At 76.2% G+C, this 25,010-nt stretch carries 5 protein-coding genes; all 5 read left to right on the forward strand.

The window, feature by feature from the left end; genetic code table 11:
• Positions 1 to 3: 3 nt before the first annotated feature.
• The 5 genes from ACZ7KF_RS06240 (at position 4) to ACZ7KF_RS06260 (ending at position 24,970) form a co-directional block, all read left to right on the forward strand.
• Positions 4 to 20,001, forward strand: coding sequence for a non-ribosomal peptide synthase/polyketide synthase (locus tag ACZ7KF_RS06240; RefSeq protein WP_471069772.1), 19,998 nt, complete (start codon positions 4 to 6; stop codon positions 19,999 to 20,001).
• Between the two features lie 134 nt (positions 20,002 to 20,135).
• A complete protein-coding gene (locus tag ACZ7KF_RS06245; RefSeq protein WP_471069773.1) occupies positions 20,136 to 20,339 on the forward strand; it encodes an MbtH family protein in 204 nt (67 codons plus the stop codon).
• 150 nt (positions 20,340 to 20,489) lie between these two features.
• Positions 20,490 to 21,227 (forward strand): GNAT family N-acetyltransferase, encoded by a 738-nt coding sequence (locus ACZ7KF_RS06250; RefSeq protein WP_471069774.1) that lies wholly within the window; start codon positions 20,490 to 20,492, stop codon positions 21,225 to 21,227.
• On the forward strand, positions 21,224 to 22,474 hold the full coding sequence (locus ACZ7KF_RS06255; protein ID WP_471069775.1) for an MFS transporter: 1,251 nt from the start codon (positions 21,224 to 21,226) through the stop codon (positions 22,472 to 22,474). Before ACZ7KF_RS06250 ends, ACZ7KF_RS06255 begins: the two co-directional genes overlap by 4 nt.
• Before the next feature lie 51 nt (positions 22,475 to 22,525).
• A complete protein-coding gene (locus tag ACZ7KF_RS06260; protein WP_471069776.1) occupies positions 22,526 to 24,970 on the forward strand; it encodes a SpoIIE family protein phosphatase in 2,445 nt (814 codons plus the stop codon).
• Positions 24,971 to 25,010: the final 40 nt, after the last annotated feature.

Here is a 25,010-nt window from a genome sequence, read left to right on the forward strand (position 1 = left end):
ACCATGACGTCTTCGACCCCTTCGACCCCTTCGACCCCTTCCGGATCCGCGCGGCCCTCCAAGCGCGACCGTGCCGAGGCGCTGCCCGAGGAGATGCGGGAGGCGCTGCGGCGGCGACTCGCCGGACGTGCCGGCGGCGCGGTCCCGGCCGCCCGGCAGGGCATCCCGCGCGCCGACCGGGACCGCCCGCTGCCGCTGTCCTTCGCCCAGCAGCGCCTGTGGTTCCTGGACCGGCTGCGGCCCGGGGACGCCCGCTACAACAGCGCGGTGGCGGTCCGCCTCACCGGCGCGCCGGACCACGAGGCGCTGCGCGGGGCCCTGGCCGCCGTCGTGGCCCGGCACGAGGCCCTGCGCACCACCTTCGAGGAGACCGACGGCCGGCCGGTGCAGCGCGTCCACCCGGCGGGCCCGGTGCCGCTGCCGGTCCGGGACGCCGGCGACCTGAAGGCGGACCTGCTGGCCGAGTACTCCCGCCCCTTCGACCTGCGGCACGGGCCCCTGCTGCGCGCCCTGCTGCTGCGCGAGACCGGCACCGCGCACGTCCTGCTGCTGACGGCCCATCACATCGTGACCGACGGCTGGTCGATGGGCGTGGTCCTGGACGAGCTGTGCGCCGTCTACGACGCCCTCGTCCGGGGCGCCCGGCCGGAGCTGCCCCCGGTGGCCACGCAGTACCCGGACTTCGCGGTGTGGCAGCGCGCCCAGCTCTCCGGACCCCGCCTGGAACGTCAACTCGCCCACTGGAGGCAGCAGCTGACCGGGGCCGCGGCACCCGAGCTGCCCCTGGACCGGCCCCGGAGCGGCGAGGAGGCCGGGGCGGGCGCCGTACACACCTTCACCGTCCCCGCCCGCCTCACCGCGCGGCTGCGCGACCTCGCCGGAGAACAGCACAGCACCCTGCACACCGCCCTGGTCGCCGCCGCCCAGGCGCTGCTCGCCCGCTGGTCCGGCCAGGACGACATCACCGTCGGCTCCCTCACCCCCGGCCGCTCCCGCACCGACCTCGAACGGACCGTCGGCTTCTTCGTGAACACCGTCGTGCTCCGCACCCGGGTCGACGCGTCCGGCTCCTTCCGCGACCTGCTCGCGCGGGCCGCGCACACGGTCAACGACGCGTTCGCGCACGGCGACACGCCGTTCGAGCGGATCGTGGAGGCGGTGGGCGCACCCCGTGAACCGGGACGCAACCCGCTGTTCGACGTGATGGTCCTGCTGCACCCCGACCCGCCCGCCGCGACCGCCCCGAGCCGGCTCGCCACCACCCCGGTCACCGTCCCCCGGCAGGCGGCCACCTTCGACCTGAGCATCGAGTTCGTGCCGGACGGCACGGCGCTCACCGGTCTGCTGGAGTACCGCACCGACCTGTTCGACGCGGCCACGGCCGAGCGGCTGGCCGGACAGCTGCTGCGCCTGCTGCAGGGCGCCGCCGACGCCCCGGACCGCCCGCTGGGCAGCCTGCCCCTGCTGTCCGAGGACGAGGTACGGCGCATCGTCCACGACTGGAGCACCGGCCCGCGCCACGCCGTGCCCGACGCCACCCACCCGGAGGTCTTCGAACGCCGCGCGGCCCGCACCCCCGACGCCCTCGCCCTCGTCGCGGGCGCCGAACGGCTGGACTACGCCACGCTCAACGCCCGCGCCAACCGGCTCGCCCACCACCTGATAGCCCGGGGCGCGGGCCCCGAGCGGCTGGTCGCGCTGCGGCTGCCCCGCACCGCGGACATGATCGTCGCGATCCTCGCCGTCTGGAAGTCCGGCGCCGGCTATCTCCCGCTGGACCCGGCCCTCCCCGAGGAACGGGTCCGCTTCCTGCTGGACGACGCCCGCCCGGCCCTCGTCCTGGACGAGGCCGCCCTGCGGGCCGTGCCCGCCGACGCCCCGGACACCGACCCCGCCGACGCCGACCGGCGCGCCCCCCGCCACCCGGACCACACCGCCTACGTCATCTACACCTCCGGCTCCACCGGCCGCCCCAAGGGCGTCGCCGTGTCCCACCGCTCGGCGGCGCACCTGCTGGCCGCCCACCGGGCCGGTTTCGTCGCCGAGGCGGGCGGCGGCCCGCTGCGGGTCGCGCTCACCGCGTCCTTCTCCTTCGACACCTCCCTGGAGGGCGTGCTGCTGATGGCCGACGGCCACCCGCTGCACCTGGTCGACGAGGTGACCCGGATGGACCCGGCCGCCCTGGTCGAGTACGTCGTCGAGCACCGCGTCGACTTCCTCGACGTCACCCCCTCCTACCTGCGGCAGCTGCTGCCCGCCGGACTGCTCACCGACCCCCGGCACCACCCCCGGGTCCTCATGCTCGGCGGCGAGCCGGTCGGCCCCGCGCTCTGGCGCGAGCTGGCCGCCCACCCGGACGTGGCCGCCCACAACTTCTACGGCCCCACCGAGTGCACGGTCGACGCGCTGTCCTGCCGGATCGACGGCGGCGACCGCCCGCTGGTGGGCCGCCCCCTGCCCGGGGTGCGGGCCTATGTGCTGGACGACCGGCTCCAGCCGGTGCCGCCCGGCGTCGGCGGCGAGCTGTACCTCGCGGGCGCCCAGCTCGCCCGGGGCTACGCCGGCCGGCCGGGCCTGACCGCCGCCCGCTTCCTCCCCGACCCGTTCGGAGCACCGGGGGAGCGGATGTACCGCACCGGCGACCTCGCCCGGTGGACCGCCGACGGCCGCCTCGACTACCTCGGACGCGCCGACGACCAGATCAAGGTGCGCGGCCACCGCATCGAACCCGGCGAGATCGAGGCCGCCCTGCTCGCGCTGCCCGGGATCACCGCAGCCGCGGTCGTCGCCGCGCCCGACGCGCACGGCCACACCCGCCTCGCCGCCTACGTCGTCCCCGCACCCGGCGCGCCCCGGCCCGCCCCCGCCGAGCTGCGGACGGAACTGCGCCGGGTCCTGCCCGACCCGCTCGTGCCGTCCTCCTTCACCGCGCTGGCCGCGCTGCCGCTGACCACGAGCGGCAAGCTGGACCGCCGCGCCCTGCCGGCGCCGGAGAACGCCGTGGAGGAACGGGAGTTCGTCGCCCCGCGCACCCCCGACGAGGAGACCCTGGCCGGTATCTGGGCCGAGGTGCTCGGAGTGGCCCGGGTGGGCGTCACGGACAACTTCTTCGAACTGGGCGGCGACTCGATCCTGAGCATCCAGGCCGTCTCCCGGGCCCGCGCCGCCGGCCTCGGGATCGGCTCGCAGGACGTCTTCCGGCACCAGACGGTCGCCGACCTGGCCGCCGCCGCGACCCGCCGCACCCCCGCCCTGCCCGCGCCCCGGCGCCCGCACGAGGACGGGCCCGCCCCGCTCACCCCCGTCCAGGAGTGGTTCTTCGCCACCCACGGCCCGCTGCGGCACTTCAGCATGTCGATGCTGCTCGACCTGCCGTACGACCTCGACGAACGGGCGCTGGAACGGGCGGTGGAGGCCGTGGTGGCCCGCCACCCGGCCCTGCGCGCCCGCTACACCCGCACCGGGGACACCTGGCGGCAGCACCCCGGTACCGGCCCGGCCACCGGACTGCTGACCCGCCACGGCCCGGGCACCTCACCCGCCGAGGCCGCGGAGGCCGCCCGCGCGGCCCTGGACCCCGCCACCGGCACCCTGCTGCGCACGGCCCTCCTCACCGGCCCGCAGCGCCCGCGACTCTTCGTGACCGTCCACCACCTGGCGGTCGACAGCGTCTCCTGGCGCGTGCTGCTCACGGCCCTCGAACGGTCCTACCGGCAGGCCGCGGCGGGCGAGGAACCACAACCGGAGCCCGAGCACACGACGTTCGCCGACTGGGCGCGCGCACTGGCCGAGCGGGTCCGGGCCGGCGAGCTGGACGACGACCTGCCCCACTGGACGGAGGAGGCCGCGCTGCCGCGCACCCCGCTCCCCGTCGACCTCCCCGGCACCCCTCTCGCCGGATCCGTGCGCACCGTCCGCACCCGGGTGGACCGGGCCACCACCGAGGCGCTGCTGCGACGGGTTCCGGGCGTGTACCGCACCCAGGTCAACGACGTGCTGCTGAGCGCGCTGGGCCGGGTGCTGGCCGACTGGACGGGCGCCGACCGGGTGACCGTCGCCCTGGAGGGCCACGGCCGGGAGGAGGATCTCGCCGAGGGCGCCGATCTGTCCGGCACCGTCGGCTGGTTCACCACCCAGTACCCGGTCACCCTGACCCCGGCGGCCCCGGACGACTGGGGCGCCACGCTCAAGGCCGTCAAGGAACGACTGCGGGCCGTGCCCCGCCGCGGCCTGAGCTACCAGGCGCTGGGCCACCTCGGCTCGCCCCGGCCGGAAGCCCGCGCCCTCGCCGAACTGCCGCTCCCACAGGTCTGCTTCACCTACCACGGGCAGTGGGAGGCGCCCGCCGGCGGGGACTTCGCGCCCGTCGCCGACGTACCCGGCCGGGACATGGACCCCGGCGCGCCGCTGGACCACCTCCTGGACGTGTCCGCCGTGGTGTCCGACGGCGAGCTGGAGATCACCTGGCACTACAGCGACCAGGTGCACCGGGCCGGCACCGTCCGGGAGCTGGCCGACGGCATGGTGCGGGCGCTCGCCGCCGTCGCCGAGCACTGCGCCCGGCCCGGCGCGGGCGGCCGTACCCCCTCCGACTTCCCGCTGGCCGGCCTGGACCAGGCCGGGGTGGACCGCCTCGCCGGCGACGGCCGGGACGTGGAGGACCTGCTGCCGCTCACCCCGCTCCAGGAAGGCATGCTCTTCCACCGGCTGGTCGGCGGCCCCGACGACGTGTACGTCGACCAGGCCGCCCTGCTGCTGGAAGGCGTGAACGACCCCGACGCGCTGGCGACCGCCTGGCAGCGGGTCACCGACCGCACGCCCGCCCTGCGCACCTCGGTGGTGTGGGAGGGCGTACCCGTGCCGCTCCAGGTCGTCCACCGCCACGTCCGGGTGCCCGTCGTCCAGGTGGACCTGCGGGAGCCGGACGCGGCGGAGCGGGCCGAGCGGCTGGCCCGGCTGCGCGCCGAGGACCTCGAACGCGGCCTGGACCTCGCCACGGCACCTCTGATGCGGCTCACCCTCGTCCGGCTGCCCGGCGCCCGGCTGCACCTGCTGTGGACCTCCCACCATCTGATCCTGGACGGCTGGAGCCTCGCCCAGGTGCTCACCGACGTGTTCGAGGAGTACGCGGCGCTCACCACCGGTGCCACGCCACGGCTCCCGGCGCGCCGGCCGTTCGGCGACTACGTGCGCTGGCTGGCCGGCCAGGACGGCGAGGCCGCGCGGACGCACTGGCGGACTGTCCTCGACGGGTTCGCCACCCCGACCCCGCTGCCCGTCGACCGCGTCCGCCGCCCGGAGCACGAGACCCGTTCCGCGGGCGTGCACACGGCCGGGCTGTCCGCCGAGGTCTCCGCGCGGCTGGCCCGCACCGCCCGGACCGCCGGGCTCACCCTCGGCACCGTGGTGCAGGGCGCCTGGGCGCTGCTGCTGTCCCGCTACAGCGCCGAGCGGGACGTCCTGTTCGGCACCACCGTCTCCGGACGCCCCGACGACCTGCCCGGCGTCGAGTCGATGGTGGGCATGTTCATCAACACCCTGCCCACCCGGGTCCGCGTGGACGGCGGCCGCATCGCCGCCGCCTGGCTCCGGGAGCTCCAGGAGGAACAGGCCGAGGCACGACGGTTCGCCGCGGTGTCCCTGGCCGAGCTGACCTCACTGAGCGACGTGCCCTCCGGCAGCCCGCTGTTCGACAGCATGGTGGCCTTCGAGAACTACCCCTTCGACCAGGCCCGTGCGGCCGGGTCCGGGATACGCCTGGCGGACGTGTCCGCCCGCGACGCCACCAACTACGCCCTCGTGCTGCGCGCCTACCAGGGCGAGCGGTTCGGCTTCGACCTCGCCTACGACCCGGAGCTGTTCGACGCCGGGACCGTGCGCGACCTCGCCGAGCGGCTGTGCCTGCTGCTCACCGAGCTGGCCGACGACCCGGACCGGCCCGTGCGCACCCTCGCCTGGACCACCGCCGAGGAGCGGCGGCGGATGCTGGCCGACTGGAACGGCACCGAGGAGGGCCGGCCCGCCGACACCCTGGACGCCCTCTTCGCCGCCCAGGCCGCCCGCACCCCGGACGCCGAGGCCGTCAGCTGCGGCGCCGACCGGCTCGACTACGCCACCCTGGACGCCCGCTCCGGGCAGCTCGCGCACCGGCTCGCCGAACTCGGCGCCGGACCGGAGACGTTCGTGGCGCTCGCGCTGCCCCGCTCCATCGACCTGGTCGTGGCCGTCCTCGCCGTCCTCAAGACCGGCGCCGCCTACCTGCCCGTCGACCCCGCCCTGCCCGCCGAACGCGTCCGGCAGCTGCTCGCCGACGCCACGCCGGTGGCCCTGGTGACCACCGCCCGGACCCGGCCCGGCACCGCCGTGCCGCTCCTGCCGCTCGACGACCCCGGCGTCCGGGCCGATCTGGCCCGGCGCCCGGCGTCCGGCCCGCCCCGCCGCGCGCTGCCCGAGAGCCCCGCCTACGCCATCTACACCTCCGGCTCCACCGGCCGGCCCAAGGGCGTCGTCGTCCCGCACGCCAACGTGATCCGCCTGTTCACCCGCACCCGGCACTGGTTCGGCTTCGGCCCCGACGACGTCTGGACCCTGTTCCACTCCTACGCCTTCGACTTCTCGGTGTGGGAGCTGTGGGGCCCGCTGCTGCACGGCGGCCGGCTCGTCGTCGTCCCCGAGGACACCGCCCGCTCCCCGGAGGACTTCCTGCGCCTGCTCGCCGACGAGCGGGTCACCGTCCTCAACCAGACGCCCTCCGCCTTCTATCCGCTGATCCGCGCCGACGCCGAACTGCCCGACACCGGTGCCCGGCTGGCACTGCGCACGGTGATCTTCGGCGGCGAGGCGCTGGACGTGGCCCGGCTCGCCGACTGGTACACCCGCCACCCGGACACCGCGCCGCGCCTGGTGAACATGTACGGCATCACCGAGACCACCGTGCACGTCACCCACGCCGCACTGGACCGCGCGACGGCCCGTCCCGGCACCGCGAGCCTCATCGGCACCGGCATCCCCGACCTGCGGATCTATGTGCTCGACGACACCCTCCAGCCGCTGCCGCCCGGTGCCGTCGGCGAGCTGTTCGTCGCCGGCGAGGGCCTGGCCCGCGGCTACCTCAACCGGCCGGGCCTCACCGCGACCCGCTTCCCCGCCGACCCCTTCGGACGCCCCGGCACGCGCATGTACCGCACCGGGGACCGGGCCCGCTGGCGGGCCGACGGCACCCTGGAGTACCTGGGCCGCGCCGACCAGCAGGTGAAGATCCGCGGCTATCGCATCGAACCCGGCGAGATCGAGGCCGCCCTGCACCGCCACCCGGGCGTGGGCGCGGCCACCGTCGGCGTGTACGAGGACACCGCCGGGACCCGCCGGCTCGTCGCCCATGTCGTCGGTACCGGCACCGCGGACCGCACCGCGCCGCCCCCGCCCGCCGCCGATCTCCGCGCCCACCTCGAAGGGCTGCTGCCCGCGCACATGGTGCCGGCCGCCTACGTGCCGATGGCCGCCCTTCCGCTCACCGTCAACGGCAAGCTCGACCGGCGTGCCCTGCCCGCGCCCGGCCCCGACGGCTTCGCCGCCGACCGCGCCCGGACCCCGCTGAACACCCCCGCCGAACGGCTGGTGGCCGCCGCCTGGACGGACGTCCTGGACACCGACGAGGTCGGCGCCGACGACGACTTCTTCGCCCTCGGCGGCGACTCCATCCTCGCCGTCCGCGTCACCTCCCGGCTGCGCGCCGCCTTCGGCACCGACGTCTCGCCCCGCCTGCTGTTCACCCACTCCACCCTGTCCGCCCTCGCGAGCGCCCTGGGCGAACCCCGGGCCGAGAGCACCGCCGACGCCATCCCGGCCGCCCCTCCCGGCACCCCGGCCCCCCTGTCGTACGCCCAGCAACGCCTGTGGTTCCTGGACCGGTTCGAGCCGGGCAGCACCGAGTACACGACCCTGTCCGTGCTGCGGCTGCGCGGCCCGCTCGACACCGCCGCCCTGCACACCGCCCTGGACCGACTGGTCGCCCGGCACGAGGCCCTGCGCACCACGTTCGCCGAACAGGACGGCCGGGCCCGGCAGATCGTCCACCCGCCACGGCCCGTGGACCTGCCGGTGCAGGACCTCGCGGACGACTCCGCCCTGGACGAGCTCCTGGACCGCGAGGCCGCCACCCCCTTCGACCTGACCGCCGGGCCGCCGCTGCGCGCCCGCCTGGCCCGGCTCGCCGCCGACGAACACGTCCTCGTCCTGGCCGTGCACCACATCGTCACCGACGGCTGGTCGGTCGGTGTGCTGGGCCGGGACCTGGGCGAGCTGTACGCGGCGGCCCTGGAGGACCGCAGCCCCGAGCTGCCCGGGCTGCCCGTCCGCTACACCGACTACGCGGCCTGGCAGCGTACCCGCGCCGACCGCGCCGAGGCCGAACTCGCCCACTGGCGCCGGGCCCTGGACGGCGTGACCCCGCTGGAGCCGCCCACCGACCGGCCGCGTCCGGCCGTACGCACCCGCGAGGGTGCCCTGGTGACCTTCACCCTGCCCGCCGCGCTCACCGAGCGGCTGCGCGAGCGCGGCCGGGAGGCCGACGCCACCCTCTACATGACCCTGGTGGCGGCCTGCCAGGTCCTGCTCGCCCGCTGGGCGGGCCAGCAGGACGTCACCGTCGGCACCGTCACCGCCGGCCGGGACCGGCCCGAACTGCACGACGTCGTCGGCATGTTCGTCAACACGCTGGTGCTGCGCGCCCGGGTCCGCCCCGAACTGTCCTTCCGGCAGCTGCTGGCCGAGGTGCGCACCACGGTTCTGGCGGCCTTCGCCCACCAGGAGGTGCCCTTCGAACGCGTGGTGGACGCCCTGCAGCCCGAGCGGGACACCAGCCGTACCCCGCTGTTCCAGGTCATGGTCGCCCTGCACAACCTCGGCGCCGAGCCGCCCCGGCTGCCCGGCCTGACCGTGGAACCGGTGACCCCGCCGGTCCGCAACGCCACCTTCGACCTCGCCTTCGACTTCGTGGCGGGCGACGACGGCCTCACCGGCCACCTGGAGTACAACACCGGGCTCTTCGACGCCGACACCGCCGAACGCCTGGCCGCCCGGCTGCGCGTCCTGCTGGAGGCCGCCGCCGCGGACCCGGAGCAGGCCGTGGGCCGGCTGCCGCTGATGACCGACGCCGAACGGCTGCAGGTGCTCCGCCACGGCGAGGGCATCCGGCTGCCCGAGCCGGACACCACCTTCCCCGCGCTGTTCGAGGCCCAGGCCGCCCGCACCCCGCACCACACCGCCCTGGTGGCCCGCGACACCACCCTGGACCTGGCCGCGCTGAACGAGCGGGCCAACCGGCTCGCCCACCACCTCATCGCCCGGGGCGCCGGCCCCGAGGACGTCGTCGCCGTACGGCTGCCGCGCACCTCCGAGCTGCTGGTGGCCCTCCTCGCGGTCCTCAAGGCCGGCGCCACCCTGCTCTGCCTGGACCCCGGACTCCCCCGGGAGCGAGCCGACCTCCTCCTCGCCGACGCCCGGCCGCACACCCTGCTGACCGACCTCGGCGCCGTGCCCTGGGACCGGCTGCCCGCCCACGACCCGACCGACGCCGACCGTGTCCGGCCCCTGCTCCCGGCGCACACCGCGTACATCGTCTACACCTCGGGCTCCACCGGCCGGCCCAAGGGTGTCGCCGTGGAACACCGGCAGCTGGTCAACCTCTGCCACGACCACCGTGCGGGCCTGCTCGCCCCGCACACCACGGACGGCCGGCGGCTGCGGGCGGCGCTCAGCGCCTCCTTCTCCTTCGACACCTCCTGGGAAGGACCGCTGCTCCTCGCCCTCGGCCACGAGGTCCACCTGATCGACGACGACGTACGCCTGGACCCGCAGGCGTTCTGCGACCAGGTCGCCCGACACCGTCTCGACCTGGTCAACGTCACCCCGTCCTTCCTGCGCGAACTGACCTCGGCCGGCCTGCTCGCCCCCGGCCGCCACCACCCGCGCCTGCTGCTGGTGGGCGGCGAGGCCGCCACCCCGGCCGACTGGCGCGACCTCGTGCGCGCCGAACGCGAGCTGGGCGTCGCCGTGTACAACATGTACGGGCCCACCGAGACCACCGTCGACGCCGTCTACGGCCGCTGCGCCGACCGGCCCGACCGCCCCGCCATCGGCCGCCCCGGCGGCAACCTGCGCGCCTACGTCCTCGACGGCGCCCTGCGCCCGGTGCCGCCCGGGGTGCCCGGCGAGCTGTACCTGGCCGGGGCGCAGGTGGCCCGCGGCTATCTGCACCGGCCCGGCCTGACCGCCGCCCGCTTCCTCGCCGACCCCTTCGGGGCACCGGGGGAGCGGATGTACCGCACCGGTGACCGCGCCCGCTGGGACCGCGACGGACTGCTGGAGTTCCTCGGCCGAACCGACGAACAGGTCAAGATCCGCGGGTTCCGCATCGAGCCCGGCGAGGTGGAGGCCGCCCTCCTGGACCACCCGGACGTCGCCGACGCCGCGGTCGCCGCCCGCGAACACGCCGGCCGCCTCATGCTCGTCGGCTACGTGGTGCCCGCCGCCGGCCGTACCCCGTCCGCCGACGCCCTGCGCCTCGCCCTGCGCCGCACCCTGCCCGACCACATGGTGCCCGCCGCGTTCGTCCCGCTCGCCCGCATCCCCCGCACCACCAGCGGCAAGACCGACCGGCGCGCCCTGCCCGCCCCGCCCGCACAGCCCGACAGCACCACCCCCTACGTCGCCCCCCGGCCCGGCACGGAGGAGCGCCTGGCCGCGATCTGGGCGGAGGTGCTGGGCGTCGAACGCGTCGGCACGCGTGACAACTTCTTCGCGCTCGGCGGCGACTCCATCCTCAGCATCCAGATCGTCTCCCGCGCCCGGCAGGCCGGACTCGCCCTCACCACCAAGGACGTCTTCCGGCATCAGACGGTCGCCGAACTCGCCCTCCGGGCGACGGAGTCGGTCCCGCGCCGAGCCGCCGTGGAGGAGACGGGCGAGGCACCGCTCACGCCGATCCAGCACTGGTACCTGGACGGCCGCGAGCCCGGACAGCGGCTCCGGTTCACCATGACCCAGCGCCTGGAGCTCGCCCCGGACGCCGACGGACCGGCACTGCGGGACGCCACCGACGCCGTCGTACGCCACCATGCCGCCCTGCGCTCCCTGTTCCGACGCACCGCCGACGGCTGGCGCCAGGAGACCCTGCCCGAGCCGCCGGACGGCGTCTTCGCCCGCCACGACGTCACCGGGCTCGACGACACGGCGCTGGAGACCGAGGCACAACGGCTCACCGACGAGGCGCAGGCCGCCCTCGACCCCACCGCGGGCCGGGTGGTACGCGTCCTGTTCCTCGACCGCGGCCCGCACCGGCCCGGGCAACTCGTCGTCACCGCACACCACCTGGTCATCGACGGGGTCTCCTGGCGCATCCTCCTGGCCGACCTGGAGACCGCCCACCGGGCCGCGGCGGCCGGCCGGCCCGTCGAGCTGCCCGCCACAACCACCTCCTACGGCCACTGGGCCGCCCGGCTCGACCGGCACACCCGCTCCGGAGCCCTGGACGCCGACCGCGCGTACTGGGAGCGCACCGGTGCGGCCCCGGCCGGGCTCCCCGCGGGCCGGCCCGGCCCGAACACCCACGGCACCGCCGCCGCCCTCACGGTCACGCTGGACGCGGAGACGACCGACGCCCTGCTGCGCAAGGTCCCCGACACCTACCGCACCCAGGTCAACGACGTCCTGCTCAGCGCCCTCGGCCGCACCCTGGCCCGCTGGTGCGGACGCGACACGGTCCTGCTCGGCGTGGAAGGGCACGGCCGCGAGGACCTGTTCGAGGACGTGGACCTGTCGCGGACCGTCGGCTGGTTCACCGCCGAGTTCCCGCTCGCCCTCACCGCCGCCCCCGACGCCGACTGGCACGACACCCTCCGCGGGGTCAAGGAGCAGCTGCGCGCGGTGCCGCTGCACGGCCTGAGCCACGGCGCCCTGCGCCACCTCGTGCCCGACAGCCCGCTCGCCGCGGCGCCGCCCCCGCAGGTCGGCTTCAACTACCACGGCCAGTGGGACACGGGCGGCGAGGCCGGCCTGTTCCGCGGCGCCCTGCCCCCGGCCGGCCGGGACACCGACCCGGACGAACCCCGCCCCTACCTGCTGGACATCACCGGCGTGGTCCAGGAGGGCCGCCTCGAACTCGGCTGGACCTACCCGGCGGAGATCTACGACGAGGCCACCGTCCGCCGGCTCGCCGAGGACACCCTCGCGGCCCTGCGGGAGATCGTGGCCCACTGCGCCCGCCCCGAAGCGGGCGGCCGAACCGCCTCCGACTTCCCTCTGGCCGGCCTCGACCAGGACCGGCTGGACCGGCTCGTCGGCACCGGACGGCACGTCGAGGACGTCCTGCCGCTCACCCCGCTCCAGTCCGGCATGCTCTTCCACGGCCTCGTGGACACCGAGCACGCCTACTTCGACCGCACGGCCGTGACGCTGTCCGGCGTGGCCGACCCGCACGCCTTCGCCGCCGCCTGGCAGGAGGTCGCCGACCGCACCCCCGCGCTGCGCACCAGCGTCCACTGGCACGGCCTGCCCCACCCGGTGCAGGTGGTCCACCGGCACGCCGAACTGCCCGTCACCCACCTCGACTGGCGCGCCCTGACCCCCGCCGAGCGCGCCGAGGCGGGCGAGCGGCTGCTCGCCGAGGACCGCGCGGCCGGCCTGGACCTCACCACCGCGCCGCTCACCCGGCTCGCCCTGGCCGCCCTGCCCGGCGACGAGGTGCTGCTGGTGTGGTCCACCCATCACATCGTCCTCGACGGCTGGAGCACCGGACAGCTGCTCACCGAGGTGTGCGAACGCTACGCCGCGCTCACCGGCGGCCCGGATCCGGCGCCCCCGGTACGGCGGCCCTTCGCGGACTTCCTGCACTGGCTGCGCGAGCAGGACGAGACGGCGGCCGAACGGCACTGGGCCGACGCCCTGGCCGGGTTCACCGCCCGTACCCCGCTGCCCTACGACCGCACACCCGCCGAGGCCCACCGCGCCCGGTCCGCCGACGCCGTCCACCAGGAGCTGGACGAGGAGGTCTCCCGGCGGCTGCGGGAGACCGCCGCCCGTGCCGGACTCACCGTCAACACCGTGGTGGAGGGTGCCTGGGCGCTGCTGCTGGCCCGCTCCAGCGGCCGGGACGACGTGGTGTTCGGCACCACCGTCTCCGGCCGCCCGGCCGAACTGCCCGGCGTCGAAGGCATGATCGGCATGTTCATCAACACCGTGCCGACCCGCGTCCGCGTCCCCGCCGGACCGGTCCTGCCGTGGCTGCGCGGGCTCCAGGAGCGGCAGACCGACGCCCGCCGCTTCGACTTCCTCGCCCTGCCCCGCATCCAGGCCGTCAGCGAAGTCCCCGCCGGGGAAGCGCTGTTCGACAGCATGCTGGTGTTCGAGAACTACCCCGTGGACGAGTCGGCCACGGCCCGCACCGGCGTCCGGGTGGAGGAGGTGCGCGCCGACGACGCCACCACCTTCCCCTGGTGCCTCCGCGCCCATCTGGCCGAACGGCTCGGCTTCGACCTGGCCTACGACCCCGCCCTGTTCGACGCCGCCACCGCCGCGCGGGCCGCGGAACGGCTGGCCGCGCTGCTCACCGCCCTCGCCGACGGGTTCGACACCGACCTCGCCGACCTGGACCTGCTCACCCCGGCCGACCGCGCCCTGCTGGCCACCTGGAACACCACCGCCCGTCCGGCCGCCCCGCGCAGCCCCGTGGACCTGTTCGCCGAGCAGGCCCGCCGCACCCCGGACGCGCTCGCGGTGCACGACGGCGACCGCGAGCTGACCTACCGCCAACTGCGCGACTGGGCCGGCTCGCTGTCCGCCCGGCTGCTGTCCGGCGGACTGGCGGCCGAGGACCGGGTGGCGCTCCTGATGGACCGCTCCGCCGAACTCGTCGTGGCCCAGCTCGCGGTGCTCATGGCCGGCGGCGCCTACGTCCCCGTCGACACCCGCGCCCCCGAGGAGCGCCGCCGGACCCTGGTCGCCCAGGCGGGCGCGACCCTCCGGCTCACCGCGGCCGAGGTGACCGCCGCCCGCGCCGGCGCCGACGGGCAGGACCACCGGGACGCCGGGCGGGCACCCTCGCCCGCTCCCGTCCACCCGGCGCACGCCCCCGCGCCGACGGGACAGACACCGCCCGCCGACCCCGACCGGCTGGCCTACGTGATGTTCACCTCCGGATCCACCGGTCTGCCCAAGGCGGTGGCGGTGCGGCACCGGGACGTGGCGGCACTGGCCACCGACAGCCGGTTCGCCGGTGGTGTGTCCGACCGGGTGCTGCTGCACTCGCCGGTGGCCTTCGACGCCGCCACGTTCGAGGTGTGGGCGCCGCTCCTCAACGGTGGCTGCGTGGTCGTGGCACCGGACGGCACCGTCGACGCGGCCCTGCTGCGCCGCCACGCCGGCGGCGGGCTGACCGCGCTGTGGCTGACCGCCGGCCTGTTCCGGCTGCTCGCGCAGGACGCGCCCGACTGCTTCCGGGGCCTGCGGCAGGTGTGGACCGGCGGTGACGTCGTCCCCGCCCAGGCCGTGCGCCGGGTACTGGCCGCCTGCCCCGGACTGACCGTCGTGGACGGCTACGGCCCCACCGAGACCACCACCTTCGCGACCTCCTGCGCTCTCACCGATCCCGCGGACGTGCCCGGCACCGTGCCCATCGGGCACCCGCTGGACGACATGCGGGTGCACGTCCTCGACGCCCGGCTGCGGCCCGTACCGCCGGGTGGCGCGGGCGAGCTGTACCTGGCCGGCGAGGGCCTCGCCCGCGGCTATCTGGGGCGGCCCGGCGACACCGCGACCCGCTTCCTCGCCGACCCCGCCGGCCCGCCCGGCGCCCGCATGTACCGCACGGGCGACCTGGCCCGGCGGCGGCCGGACGGCACCGTGGAGTTCCTGGGCCGTGCCGACGACCAGGTGAAGATCCGGGGCTTCCGGGTGGAGCCCGGCGAGATCGAGGCCGCGCTCGCCGCCCACCCGGACGTCGTCGACGTGGCCGTCCTGGCCCGCGAGGACCGGCCGGGCGCCAAGCGGCTCGTGGCCTATGTCGTCGGACCGGCCGGAGGGGACGTCGAGGAGCTGCGGGCCTTCGCCACGCGCACCCTGCCGGACTATCTCGTCCCCGCCGCGTTCGTCCCGCTCACGGCTCTCCCGCTCAGCCGCAACGGCAAGGTCGACCGGGCGGCCCTGCCCGCGCCGGAGGCCACGCGGCCGCGCGCGCGGGTCGAGCCCCGCACCGACGCCGAGCGCCGCACCGCGGCCGTCTTCGCCGAGGTGCTGGGCAGCGAACCGCCCGGCGCGGAGGACGACTTCTTCCAGCTCGGCGGCGACTCGATCCTCAGCATCCGGCTCGCCTCCCGCCTCGCCGAGACCTTCGACACCGACCTCACCCCGCGCGCGGTCTTCACCCACCCCACGCCGGCCGCGCTGGCCCGACTGCTCGGCACCCGGCAGGGCTCCGGCCGCCCGGCGATCGTCCCGGTCGCCCGGGACACGGTCGCGCCCATGTCCCACGCCCAGCAACGGCTCTGGTTCCTCCAGGAGTTCGAACCCCACGGCGCGGAGTACGTCACCGCGCTCGCCCTCCGGCTGCACGGCCCCCTGGACACCGGTGCCCTCCGCGCCGCCCTCGGCGCCGTGGTCGCCCGGCACGAATCGCTGCGCACCACGTTCGACAGCGTCGACGGTCACGGCATCCAGCGCGTCCACCCCCCGCGGGAGGTGCCGCTGCCCGTGCACGACCTGTCCCGGCACGCCGACGCCGAGCGGGAGCCCGCGCTGCGCCGCCTGCTCGCCGAGGAGCGCACCCGCCCCTTCGACCTCCGTGAGGGCCCGCTGCTGCGCGCCGGCCTGGTCCGGCTCGCCGACCACGACCACGTACTCGGCCTGACTCTGCACCACATCGTGACCGACGGCTGGTCCACCGCCGTCCTGCTCGGCGACCTCGCCCACTTCTACCGGGCCGAACTCGACGCGTCCGAGGAAGAGTTGCCGCCCCTGCCGGTGCAGTACGCCGACTACGCGCACTGGCAGCGCACCGCCGGGGACGCCGGTGCGGACGAGCACCTCGCCTACTGGAGGGAGCAACTGGCCGACAGCGCCCCGCTGGAGCTGCCCACCGACCGGCCCCGGCCGCCGGTGCGCACCAGCGCCGGCGCCACCACCCGGCTGGTGGTGCCCGCCCGGACCGTCCGGCAGCTCACCCGGCTCGCCCGGGAACAGGGAACCACCCTGTTCACCACGCTCGTCGCCGCCTCCCAGGCCTACCTCGCCCGGCTCTCCGGCGCCGAGGACGTCGCGGTCGGCACCGTCACCTCCGGCCGTGACCGGCCCGAGACCCAGTCGCTCGTCGGGTTCTTCGTCAACACCCTGGTCCTGCGCTCGCGGGCCGAGGCCGGGCAGCCGTTCACCGGGTTCCTCACGGCGGTACGGAAGACGGTCCTCGACGCCTTCGCCCACCAGGACGTGCCGTTCGAGCGGGTGGTGGACGAGGTGCAGCCCGTGCGCGACACCAGCCGCAGCCCGCTCTTCCAGGTCATGGTCGTCCTGCAGAACACCCCCGCCGCCGGCCTCGACCTGCCCGGTCTCGAGGTCACCGACGTCGAACCGGACTCGGAGCAGGCCGCGTTCGACCTCACGCTGGAGTTCGCCGAGACCGGCTCCGGCGCCCTGCACGGCCTGCTCACCTACAACACCGACCTGTTCGAGGCGGCCACCGCCGAACGGATGGCCGCACAGCTCGGCACCCTGCTGCACGCCGTCGCCGAGACCCCGGATCGCCCCCTCGGCGCCCTGCCGCTGACCTCCGACGACGAGTTGAAGGCCCTGCTGGACCAGGGCCGGGGCACCTTCCGCCCGGAGCCCGAGGCCACCCTGCCGGCCCTGTTCGAGCGGCAGGCGGCCCGCACCCCGGACGCGGTGGCGCTGGTGGACGGCGACCGGGAGCTGACCTACGCGGAGGTGGACCGGGCCGCCAACCGGCTGGCCCACCGGCTGCTCCGGGACGGCGTCGGACCGGAGCGCGTGGTCGCCCTGGCGCTGCCCCGTTCGGCGGCGACCGTGGTGGCGCAGCTCGCCGTCGCCAAGGCCGGCGGCGCCTTCCTGCCCGTCGACCCCGACTACCCGGCGCAGCGCCGGGAGTTCATGATCCGGGACGCGGGCGCCCGTCCGGTCCTCGGCGACCCGGCCGAGGTGTGGGCCGCCGACGGGCCGGAGACGGCACCCACGGACGCCGACCGCACCACCGCGCTCACCCCCGCCCACCCCGCCTACGTCATCTACACCTCCGGCTCCACCGGCACCCCGAAGGGCGTGGTGGTCACCCACCGGGGCCTGGCCTCCTTCGCCGCGGCGGCCGCCGCACAGTACGCCGCCGGGCCCGGCGACCGGGTGCTGCAGTTCGCCTCGCCCAGCTTCGACGCCTCCGTGCTGGAACTGTGCGTCTCCCTGCTCAGCGGAGCCGCGCTGGTGACGGGGGAGGAGGGGCCGCTGGTCGGGGAGCGGCTGGCCGAGGTGCTCACCGAACGGCGGGTCAGCCACACCCTGATCCCCCCGGCCGCGCTCGCCACCGTCCCGCCGGAGACCGCCGCCGCGCTGCCCGCCCTGCGGACGCTCATCGTGGGCGCCGAGGCCTGCCCGGCCGACCTGGTCGACACCTGGGCCCCCGGCCGCCGGATGATCAACTCCTACGGGCCCACCGAGGCCACCGTGGTCGCCACCTGGACCGGACCGCTGACCGCCGGCACCGGCGCCCCGTCCATCGGACGCCCCTCCGGCAGCACCCGCGTCCACGTCCTCGACGCCGCCCTGCGCCCCGTACCGCCCGGCGTGACCGGGGAGCTGTACCTCGCCGGGCCGGGGCTCGCCCGCGGCTACCTGGGCCGGCCGGGACTGACCGCCCAGCGGTTCGTGCCCGACCCGTTCGGCGCGCCGGGCGAGCGGATGTACCGCACCGGGGACCTGGTCCGCTGGACCGCCGACGGCCGGCTGCGGTTCGCCGGACGCGCCGACGGCCAGGTCAAGCTGCGCGGCTTTCGCATCGAGCCCGGCGAGATCGAGAGCGCGCTGCGCCGCAGCCCCCTGGTGCGGGACGCGGTCGTCGTCGTCCGCGCGGACGACGCGCCCGGCGCACCGGCCCGGCTCGTCGCCTACGTCGTACCGGCCGAGCCGTCCGGCACCGGGTCCTCCGGCACCGAGCCGGTCGGGGCCGAGCCGAACGGTGTCGGGCTCTCCGTCGGCGAGCTGCGGCTGCACCTGGCCGGGCTGCTGCCCCCGCACATGGTCCCGTCGGTCTTCGTACCGCTCGACCGGCTGCCGCTCACCGTCAACGGCAAGCTCGACCGGCGGGCCCTGCCCGCCCCCGGGCCCGTGCGGGCCGCCGACGGTCCGCGGACCGCGCCGCGCACCGACACCGAGCGCCGTATCGCCCGCATCTGGGCCGATGTACTGGGCATCGAGGAGGTCGGCGCCGACGACAACTTCTTCGCGCTCGGCGGCGACTCCATCCTGAGCATGCAGGTCGTCTCGCGACTGCGCCGCGACGGCCTGCACATCGCCACCCGCGACCTGTTCACGCACCAGACCGTCGCCGAACTCGCCACCGTGGTGCGCGCCGCGCCCCGCCGGTCCGGGGACGGCCCGGTCAGCGGCGACGTACCGCTCACCCCCATCCAGGAGTGGTTCCTCACCACGCCCCGCGCGGCCCACCACCACTTCAACCAGTCGGCGCTGCTGGAACTCGACGGCGCCCCCGACCCGCGGGCGCTGCGCGCCGCGCTCGACGCGCTGCTGGACCACCACGACGCCCTGCGCATGCGGTTCACCCGGGACGAGCACGGCTGGCGGCAGTTCAACCCGCCGCCCGCCGCCGGCCACGACATCCTCGTCCGGCACGATCTGAGCGGGCTCTCCGCCGAGGAGGCCGACGCGGCCATGGCCAAGGCCGCCGACGAACTGCACGCCGGCTTCGACCTGGCCCGCGGACCGCAGCTGCGGGCGGCCCTGTTCACCGGGGACCCGGACCGGCCGGCGTTCCTCCTCCTCGTCGCCCACCACCTGGTGGTGGACGCCGTCTCCTGGCGCATCCTCCGCGACGACCTGGAGACCGCCTACCGGCAGGCCGTCCAGGGCGACCCGGTCACGCTGGGGGAGCGCGGCACCAGCTTCCGGGAGTGGTCGCGCAGGCTCGCCGCGCACATCGCCGACGGCGGTCTCGACCACGAACTGCCCCACTGGGAGCAGGCGGTGCGCACCGACCCGGCACCGGCCGGCCCGGACCCGGCGGCCGACGCGGGACCGCCCGCCACGGTGAGCGTGGAACTCGGCGAGGAGGACACCGCGGCCCTGCTGCGTTCCGCGCCCACCGCCTACCGCACCCGGGTGGGCGACGTGCTGCTCGCCGCCCTCGCCCTGGCGCTGGCCCGCTGGACCGGACACGACCGGGTCCGCCTGGACCTGGAGGGCCACGGCCGTGAGGACCTGCTCGACGGCGTCGACCTCTCCCGCACCGTCGGCTGGTTCACCACCGTGTACCCGGTCGCCGTCCAGGTGGACGACCCCGGCGACCTCGGCCCGGACCGCGACTGGCGGTCCCTGGTGAAGTCGGTGCGCCGCCAGCTGCGCGCCGTACCGGGCAACGGCATCGGCTTCGGCGCGCTGCGCACCTTCGGCCCGCCCGAGGTCCGCGAACGCCTCGGCGCCCACGCCCACGGACAGGTCGTCTTCAACTACCTCGGCCAGTGGGACGCCCGCCCCGAGACCGCCGACGGCGGCCTGGTCCGCGCCGAACACGGCTCCTTCGGGCAGGACCACGACCCCCGGGACCCGGGCTCGCACCTGGTGGAGGTGGTGGGCGCGGTGCAGCACGGCCGGCTCGCCTTCACCTGGCACCACCGGCCCGGCGTCCACGACACGGCGACCGTGCGCCGGGTGGCCGAGGAGTTCGCCGAGGTCCTGCGCCGGCTCGCCCGGCACGCCCGGGGAGGCAGATGACCACGCTCCGCCCGCGCGGGGCGCCGCCCCGGCCGGCCGCCCGGCACGGCCCTCACCCGCCCCGCGCCCCGACCCGTGACCGTACGCCCGCCCGAACTCCCGCCCAGCCGAACCCGACGACGGAGGAACCCGACATGGACGAGAACACCCGCTACCAGGTGCTGCGCAACGACGAGGAGCAGTACTCCCTCTGGCCCGCCGACCTCGAGGTGCCCGCGGGCTGGCAGCCCGTCGGCAAGGAGGGCACCGAGGCCGAGTGCTCCGCCTACGTGGACGAGGTCTGGACCGACATGCGTCCGAAGAGCCTCCGCGACCGCATGGAGAACGCCGGCGCCTGACCGGCCGCGCCACCACCCTCACCACCACCGCACCGCCGGGCCGGCCGCACGCGCGCCGGCCCGGCACCGCCTCCTCCCCCCACGCGTCGCCGCCCCGGCGCCCCACCGCCCTCGGCCCCGCCGCACCGCATCACTCCCGAGGAGCCCGCCATGACCCCCGTCCTGCGCACCGAGCGCCTTGAGTTCCTCCCCTACCGGCCCGAGCACGAGGACGTCTTCGTCGCCCTGCTGCGCGACGAGGAGGTGTGCCGCTGGATGGGGCAGGACCTCGTGCCCGAACCCCAGATCCGCGAGCTGTTCCGCGCCATCCTCACCGAGGTCTACCCCCGACGGCGCTTCGACGTGTGGGGCCTGTGGCTGGCGGGCCGCTACGTCGGTCATGCCGAGGTGAAGCCGACCGGCAACGTCGACGGCCACGAACTCGTGACCGCCCTCGCCCCCGGATACTGGGGGCGAGGCCTGGGCGGAGAGGCGGTACGCGGCCTGCTCCGGCACGCCGCCGACGATCTCGGCCTCACCGAGGCCTACGGCATGGTGGGCGCCGAGAACACCGCCAGCCTGGCCATGTGCCGGCGGCTGGGCTTCCGGCACGTCCGGGACGTCGTGGACGAGGACGGCTCCGTGACGAAGCTGCTGGTGATCCCCACCGGCCTCCGGACGGAACAGCCGGCCTCCGGGACCCTCGCCGCGACGACGACCACGACGACCACGACGACCACGGGGGCGCAGTCCACCGAGCCCCCGGCCCCCGACGGCCCGACCACGGCGACACCCGCCGCCGGCCTGCCCGAGCCGACGGCCGCCCCGAGCCCGGCCGCCCAGGGCTCGGCCCGGTCGGCGGTCGCCGAGGGGACGGCCGCGGCGACCGCCGTCGAGGACTCCGCATGACCCGGCCCCCGCTCGCCGGGGAGGCCACCGGGGCGGCGGAGACCGGTCCCGCGCCGACTCTGTGGCGCAACCGCGACTTCACTCTGCTGTGGACCGGTCAGTGCCTGTCCGATCTGGGCGGCGCCATGGTGGAACTGGCGCTGCCGCTGCTGGTGTTGCAGCAGACCGGCTCACCGGCGCGGGCCGGGCTCGTCGGCACCGCCGGGCTCGTCACCACCCTGGTGTGCCGGCTGCCGGCCGGTGTCCTCGCGGACCGTTTCGACCGGCGCCGGCTGATGATCGCCTGCGACGTCCTGCGGCTCGCCGTGTACGCCCTCCTCGGCTGGGCCGTCGTGGCGGGCACCGCCGGCCTGCCCGTGATCCTCGCGGCCGTGGTCGCGGGCGCCGCCGCCACGGCCGTCTTCAGCACCGCCGAGCACGCCTCGGTGCGCAATCTGGTCCGTCCCGGCCAGCTCACCTCCGCCGTCGCCCGCAACGAGGCGCGGACCTACGGCGTCTCGCTGGCCGGTCCGCCGCTGGGCGGCCTGCTGTTCGGGCTCGGCCGGGCCCTGCCCTTCCTCGGCAACGCGCTGAGCTTCCTGCTCTCCCTCGTGGCCGTGTGCTGCATCCGGCGGCCTCTCCAGGAGGACCGGCGGGAGGCGGCCCCGGCCGTCGGCGCGTCCGCCACGGAGGGGCTGCGCTTCCTGCTGGGGCACCCGTTCCTGCGAGCCCTGCTGGTGATCGCCGCACCGCTGAACATGGCCTTCACCGGCATGGTCTTCGCGATGACCCTCGCGCTCCGCCACGCCGGCGTCTCGCCGTTCCTGGTGGGCCTCGCCGGCACGATCTTCGCGGTGGGCGGCCTGCTGGGCGCCTTCGCGGCCCCGCTGCTCCAGCGGCGGCTGCGACTGCCCGTACTGATCACCCTGCTGTGCTGGACGACCGCCGCGCTGATGGCGGTCAGCGCACTGCTGTCCAGCACCGTCCTGGCCGCCGTACCCCTCGCCGCCGCCGTGTTCCTCGGCCCCACGGCGAACGCGGCCCTCTTCGGCCACCAGGCCGCCGTCACACCGGACCGACTGCAAGGCCGCGTGGTCAGCGGCGTGCTGCTCGCCGCCGGCTCGGCCGCCGCGCTCGCCCCCGCCCTGGCCGGCGCGCTGCTGGCCCGCTGGAGCCCGGGACCGGCCCTGCTGGTCTTCCCCCTGCTGGTCACCGTCGCCGCGGTGACGGCCACCGTGAGCAGGGGGCTGAGGACGGTGTCCGCATAGCCTGCGGTCACAGGGGCTGCGCGGGCGGCTCACACGCGCTGTAATGGCGACGTGGTCAGTGAGGGCACTGCGATCAGCAGGACGAGAGCGGAGCGTGCCGAAGTCGCCCTCGCATCGCTGATGGCGTCGCCGGCCACCTCCGACCGGCTCCGCCGCGTCCTGGAACAGGCGCTGGTGTTCGCCGGGGCGTCCTTCGCCGGGGTGTACACGCCCGGCGGAGACCCCGGGCTGCTCTGCCTCGCCGAGTCGGCCGGTCTGCCGCGCACCCTGTACGGCCTGCGGGACTGCTACCCGACGGCCGGTGCCTCCCCGGTCGCCGAGGTGCACCGCACCGGAGTGCCGCGGTGGCTCGGCCCCGCCGAACTGGCCGGCGGCCCGGACGCGCGCCGCACCCCGTCCTCCGACTTCTCCCTGGCCGTCCTGCCGCTCGGCCCGCCGGGCGGCGGCTGCCTGCTGGCCGTCGGCGAGCACCCCGGCGGCTTCGGCACCGACGACCGGGCCTGCCTGGAACTGATCGCCGGCACGGTCGCCGTACCCGCCCCGGCCATCATCGGTGACACCGGCGAGCTGACCGAGAACGCCTTCAGCCTGGCCGTGGACAGCGGCCGGGTCGAGGTCGGCGAGGGCATCCTGCGGCTGTTCGGGATCGGCCGGGCGAGCTTCGACGGCCGCGTGGAGACCCTGTTGGGCCGCGCGGTGCCCGAGGACCTGCCCGCGCTGATGTCCGTGGTCGAGGCCGACCACATGTCCATCGGCGACCGTGAGCTGGAGTTCCGCATCCTCCAGCCCGACGGTCCGCCCACGTGGCTGCGGCTGCGCGGCCGGCTGCTGCCCGGCGGCGAGGGCCGCCCCGCCCGGCTCGTCGGCACCGTCGCCGACGCCTCCACCCTGCGCTCCGACGTCACCGACGTGGCCCGCGTGCAGCGCCTGGCCGCCGCCCTCGCCACCGCCGGCACCGTCAAGGACGTCGGCCAGGCCGTCGTCGCCGCTCTGCGCACACCCCTGCGGGCCGACCGGATCGCCCTGGCCGAGCTGGAGAACGACCGGCTCGTCGTCACCGTCCTCGACCCGCCCCAGCCCGAGGCCTGGCCCGAGCTGTGGCGTTCCGAATGGCGCACGGAGTGGCCCGACGCGCCGGTGCGCGACATGCCCACCCTGGCCGCCGCGCTGCGCGCGGGCCGCGCCCGGATCTGGCCCGCCGGCTCGGACCTGGAGCCCGCCCTCGCCGAGGTCGGTCCGGGCGGTCTCGCGATCCTGCCGCTCCCGGCCGGCGGCCGGATGGCCGGCGCCTGCCTGGTCGGCTGGGACCAGCCGCACGAGTTCGCCCCCGACGAACGCGCCCTGCTCACCGCCTGCGCCGGCCTCGCCGGACAGGCGCTGCTGCGCGCCCACGCCTTCGACGCCGAGCACGAACTCGTCGGCATGCTCCAGCGCACCCTGCTGCCCCGCCGGCTGCCCCGGCTGCCCGGCGCGGTCGCCGTCGCCCGCTACCTGCCGACCACGGCCGGCCTGGAGGTCGGCGGCGACTGGTACGACGTGATCCCGCTCGCCGACAACCACGTGGCCTTCGTCATCGGTGACGTCCAGGGCCACAACGCCGGCGCGGCCACCCTGATGGGCCAGATGCGCACCGCGCTGCGCGCCTACGCCGCCGAGGGCCACTCCCCGGACGTGGTCGTCGCGCACGCCAACCGGCTGCTCCTGGAGATGGAGACCGACCTCTTCGCCACCTGCGCCTACGTCGACGTCGACATGGAGCAGGGCACCGCCTGGTGCGTGCGCGCCGGGCATCTGCAGCCGGTGCTGCGCCACCCCGACGGCAGCACCGAGATCGTGCAGGCCGAGGGCGGTCCGCCGCTCGGCGTGCTCGCACAGGCCGACTTCCCGATGACCCCGCTGCGGCTGCGCCCCGGCACGGTGCTGGCGCTGACCACCGACGGCCTGGTGGAGTCCGCCGACGCCGACCTCGACGCCGGCATGGACCGGCTGGCCCGCGAACTGGCCGCCGCCGACCCCGCCCATCTCGGCCTGGTCGCCGACGCCCTGCTCACCGGCGCCCACCGCGGCGACGACGTCGCCCTGCTGCTGATGCGCTACGACGGCATGGCCGTGCGGCCGCTGCGGGAGAGCTGGACGGTGTGGCGGGTGCCGGAGGCGGTCCGGCACGCCCGCCGCTTCACCCGGCGCACCCTGCGTGCCTGGGGCATCCCCCGGGAGACGCTCGACACGGCGCTGCTGGTCGTCTCCGAACTCGTCACCAACGCCCTCGTGCACACCGGCGGCCCGGTCCGGCTCGACATGAGCCTGGTCAACCACCGGCTGCGGCTCGCCGTCGCCGATTCCTCCCCGCGCAGCCCCGTGAAGCCCACCAGCATCGGCTGGGAGGCCACCGGCGGACGGGGCATCCTGCTGGTGGAGGCCGTGTCGGAGGCCTGGGGGACGGTTCCCGTCAGCGGTGGCAAACAGGTGTGGGCGGATCTCGTGCCCGAGGGCTGACCCGCCACCCGGGTGGGGAAGCGCGCCGTTCGGACAGGTT

Source organism: Streptomyces sp. NPDC038200, assembly GCF_055600785.1.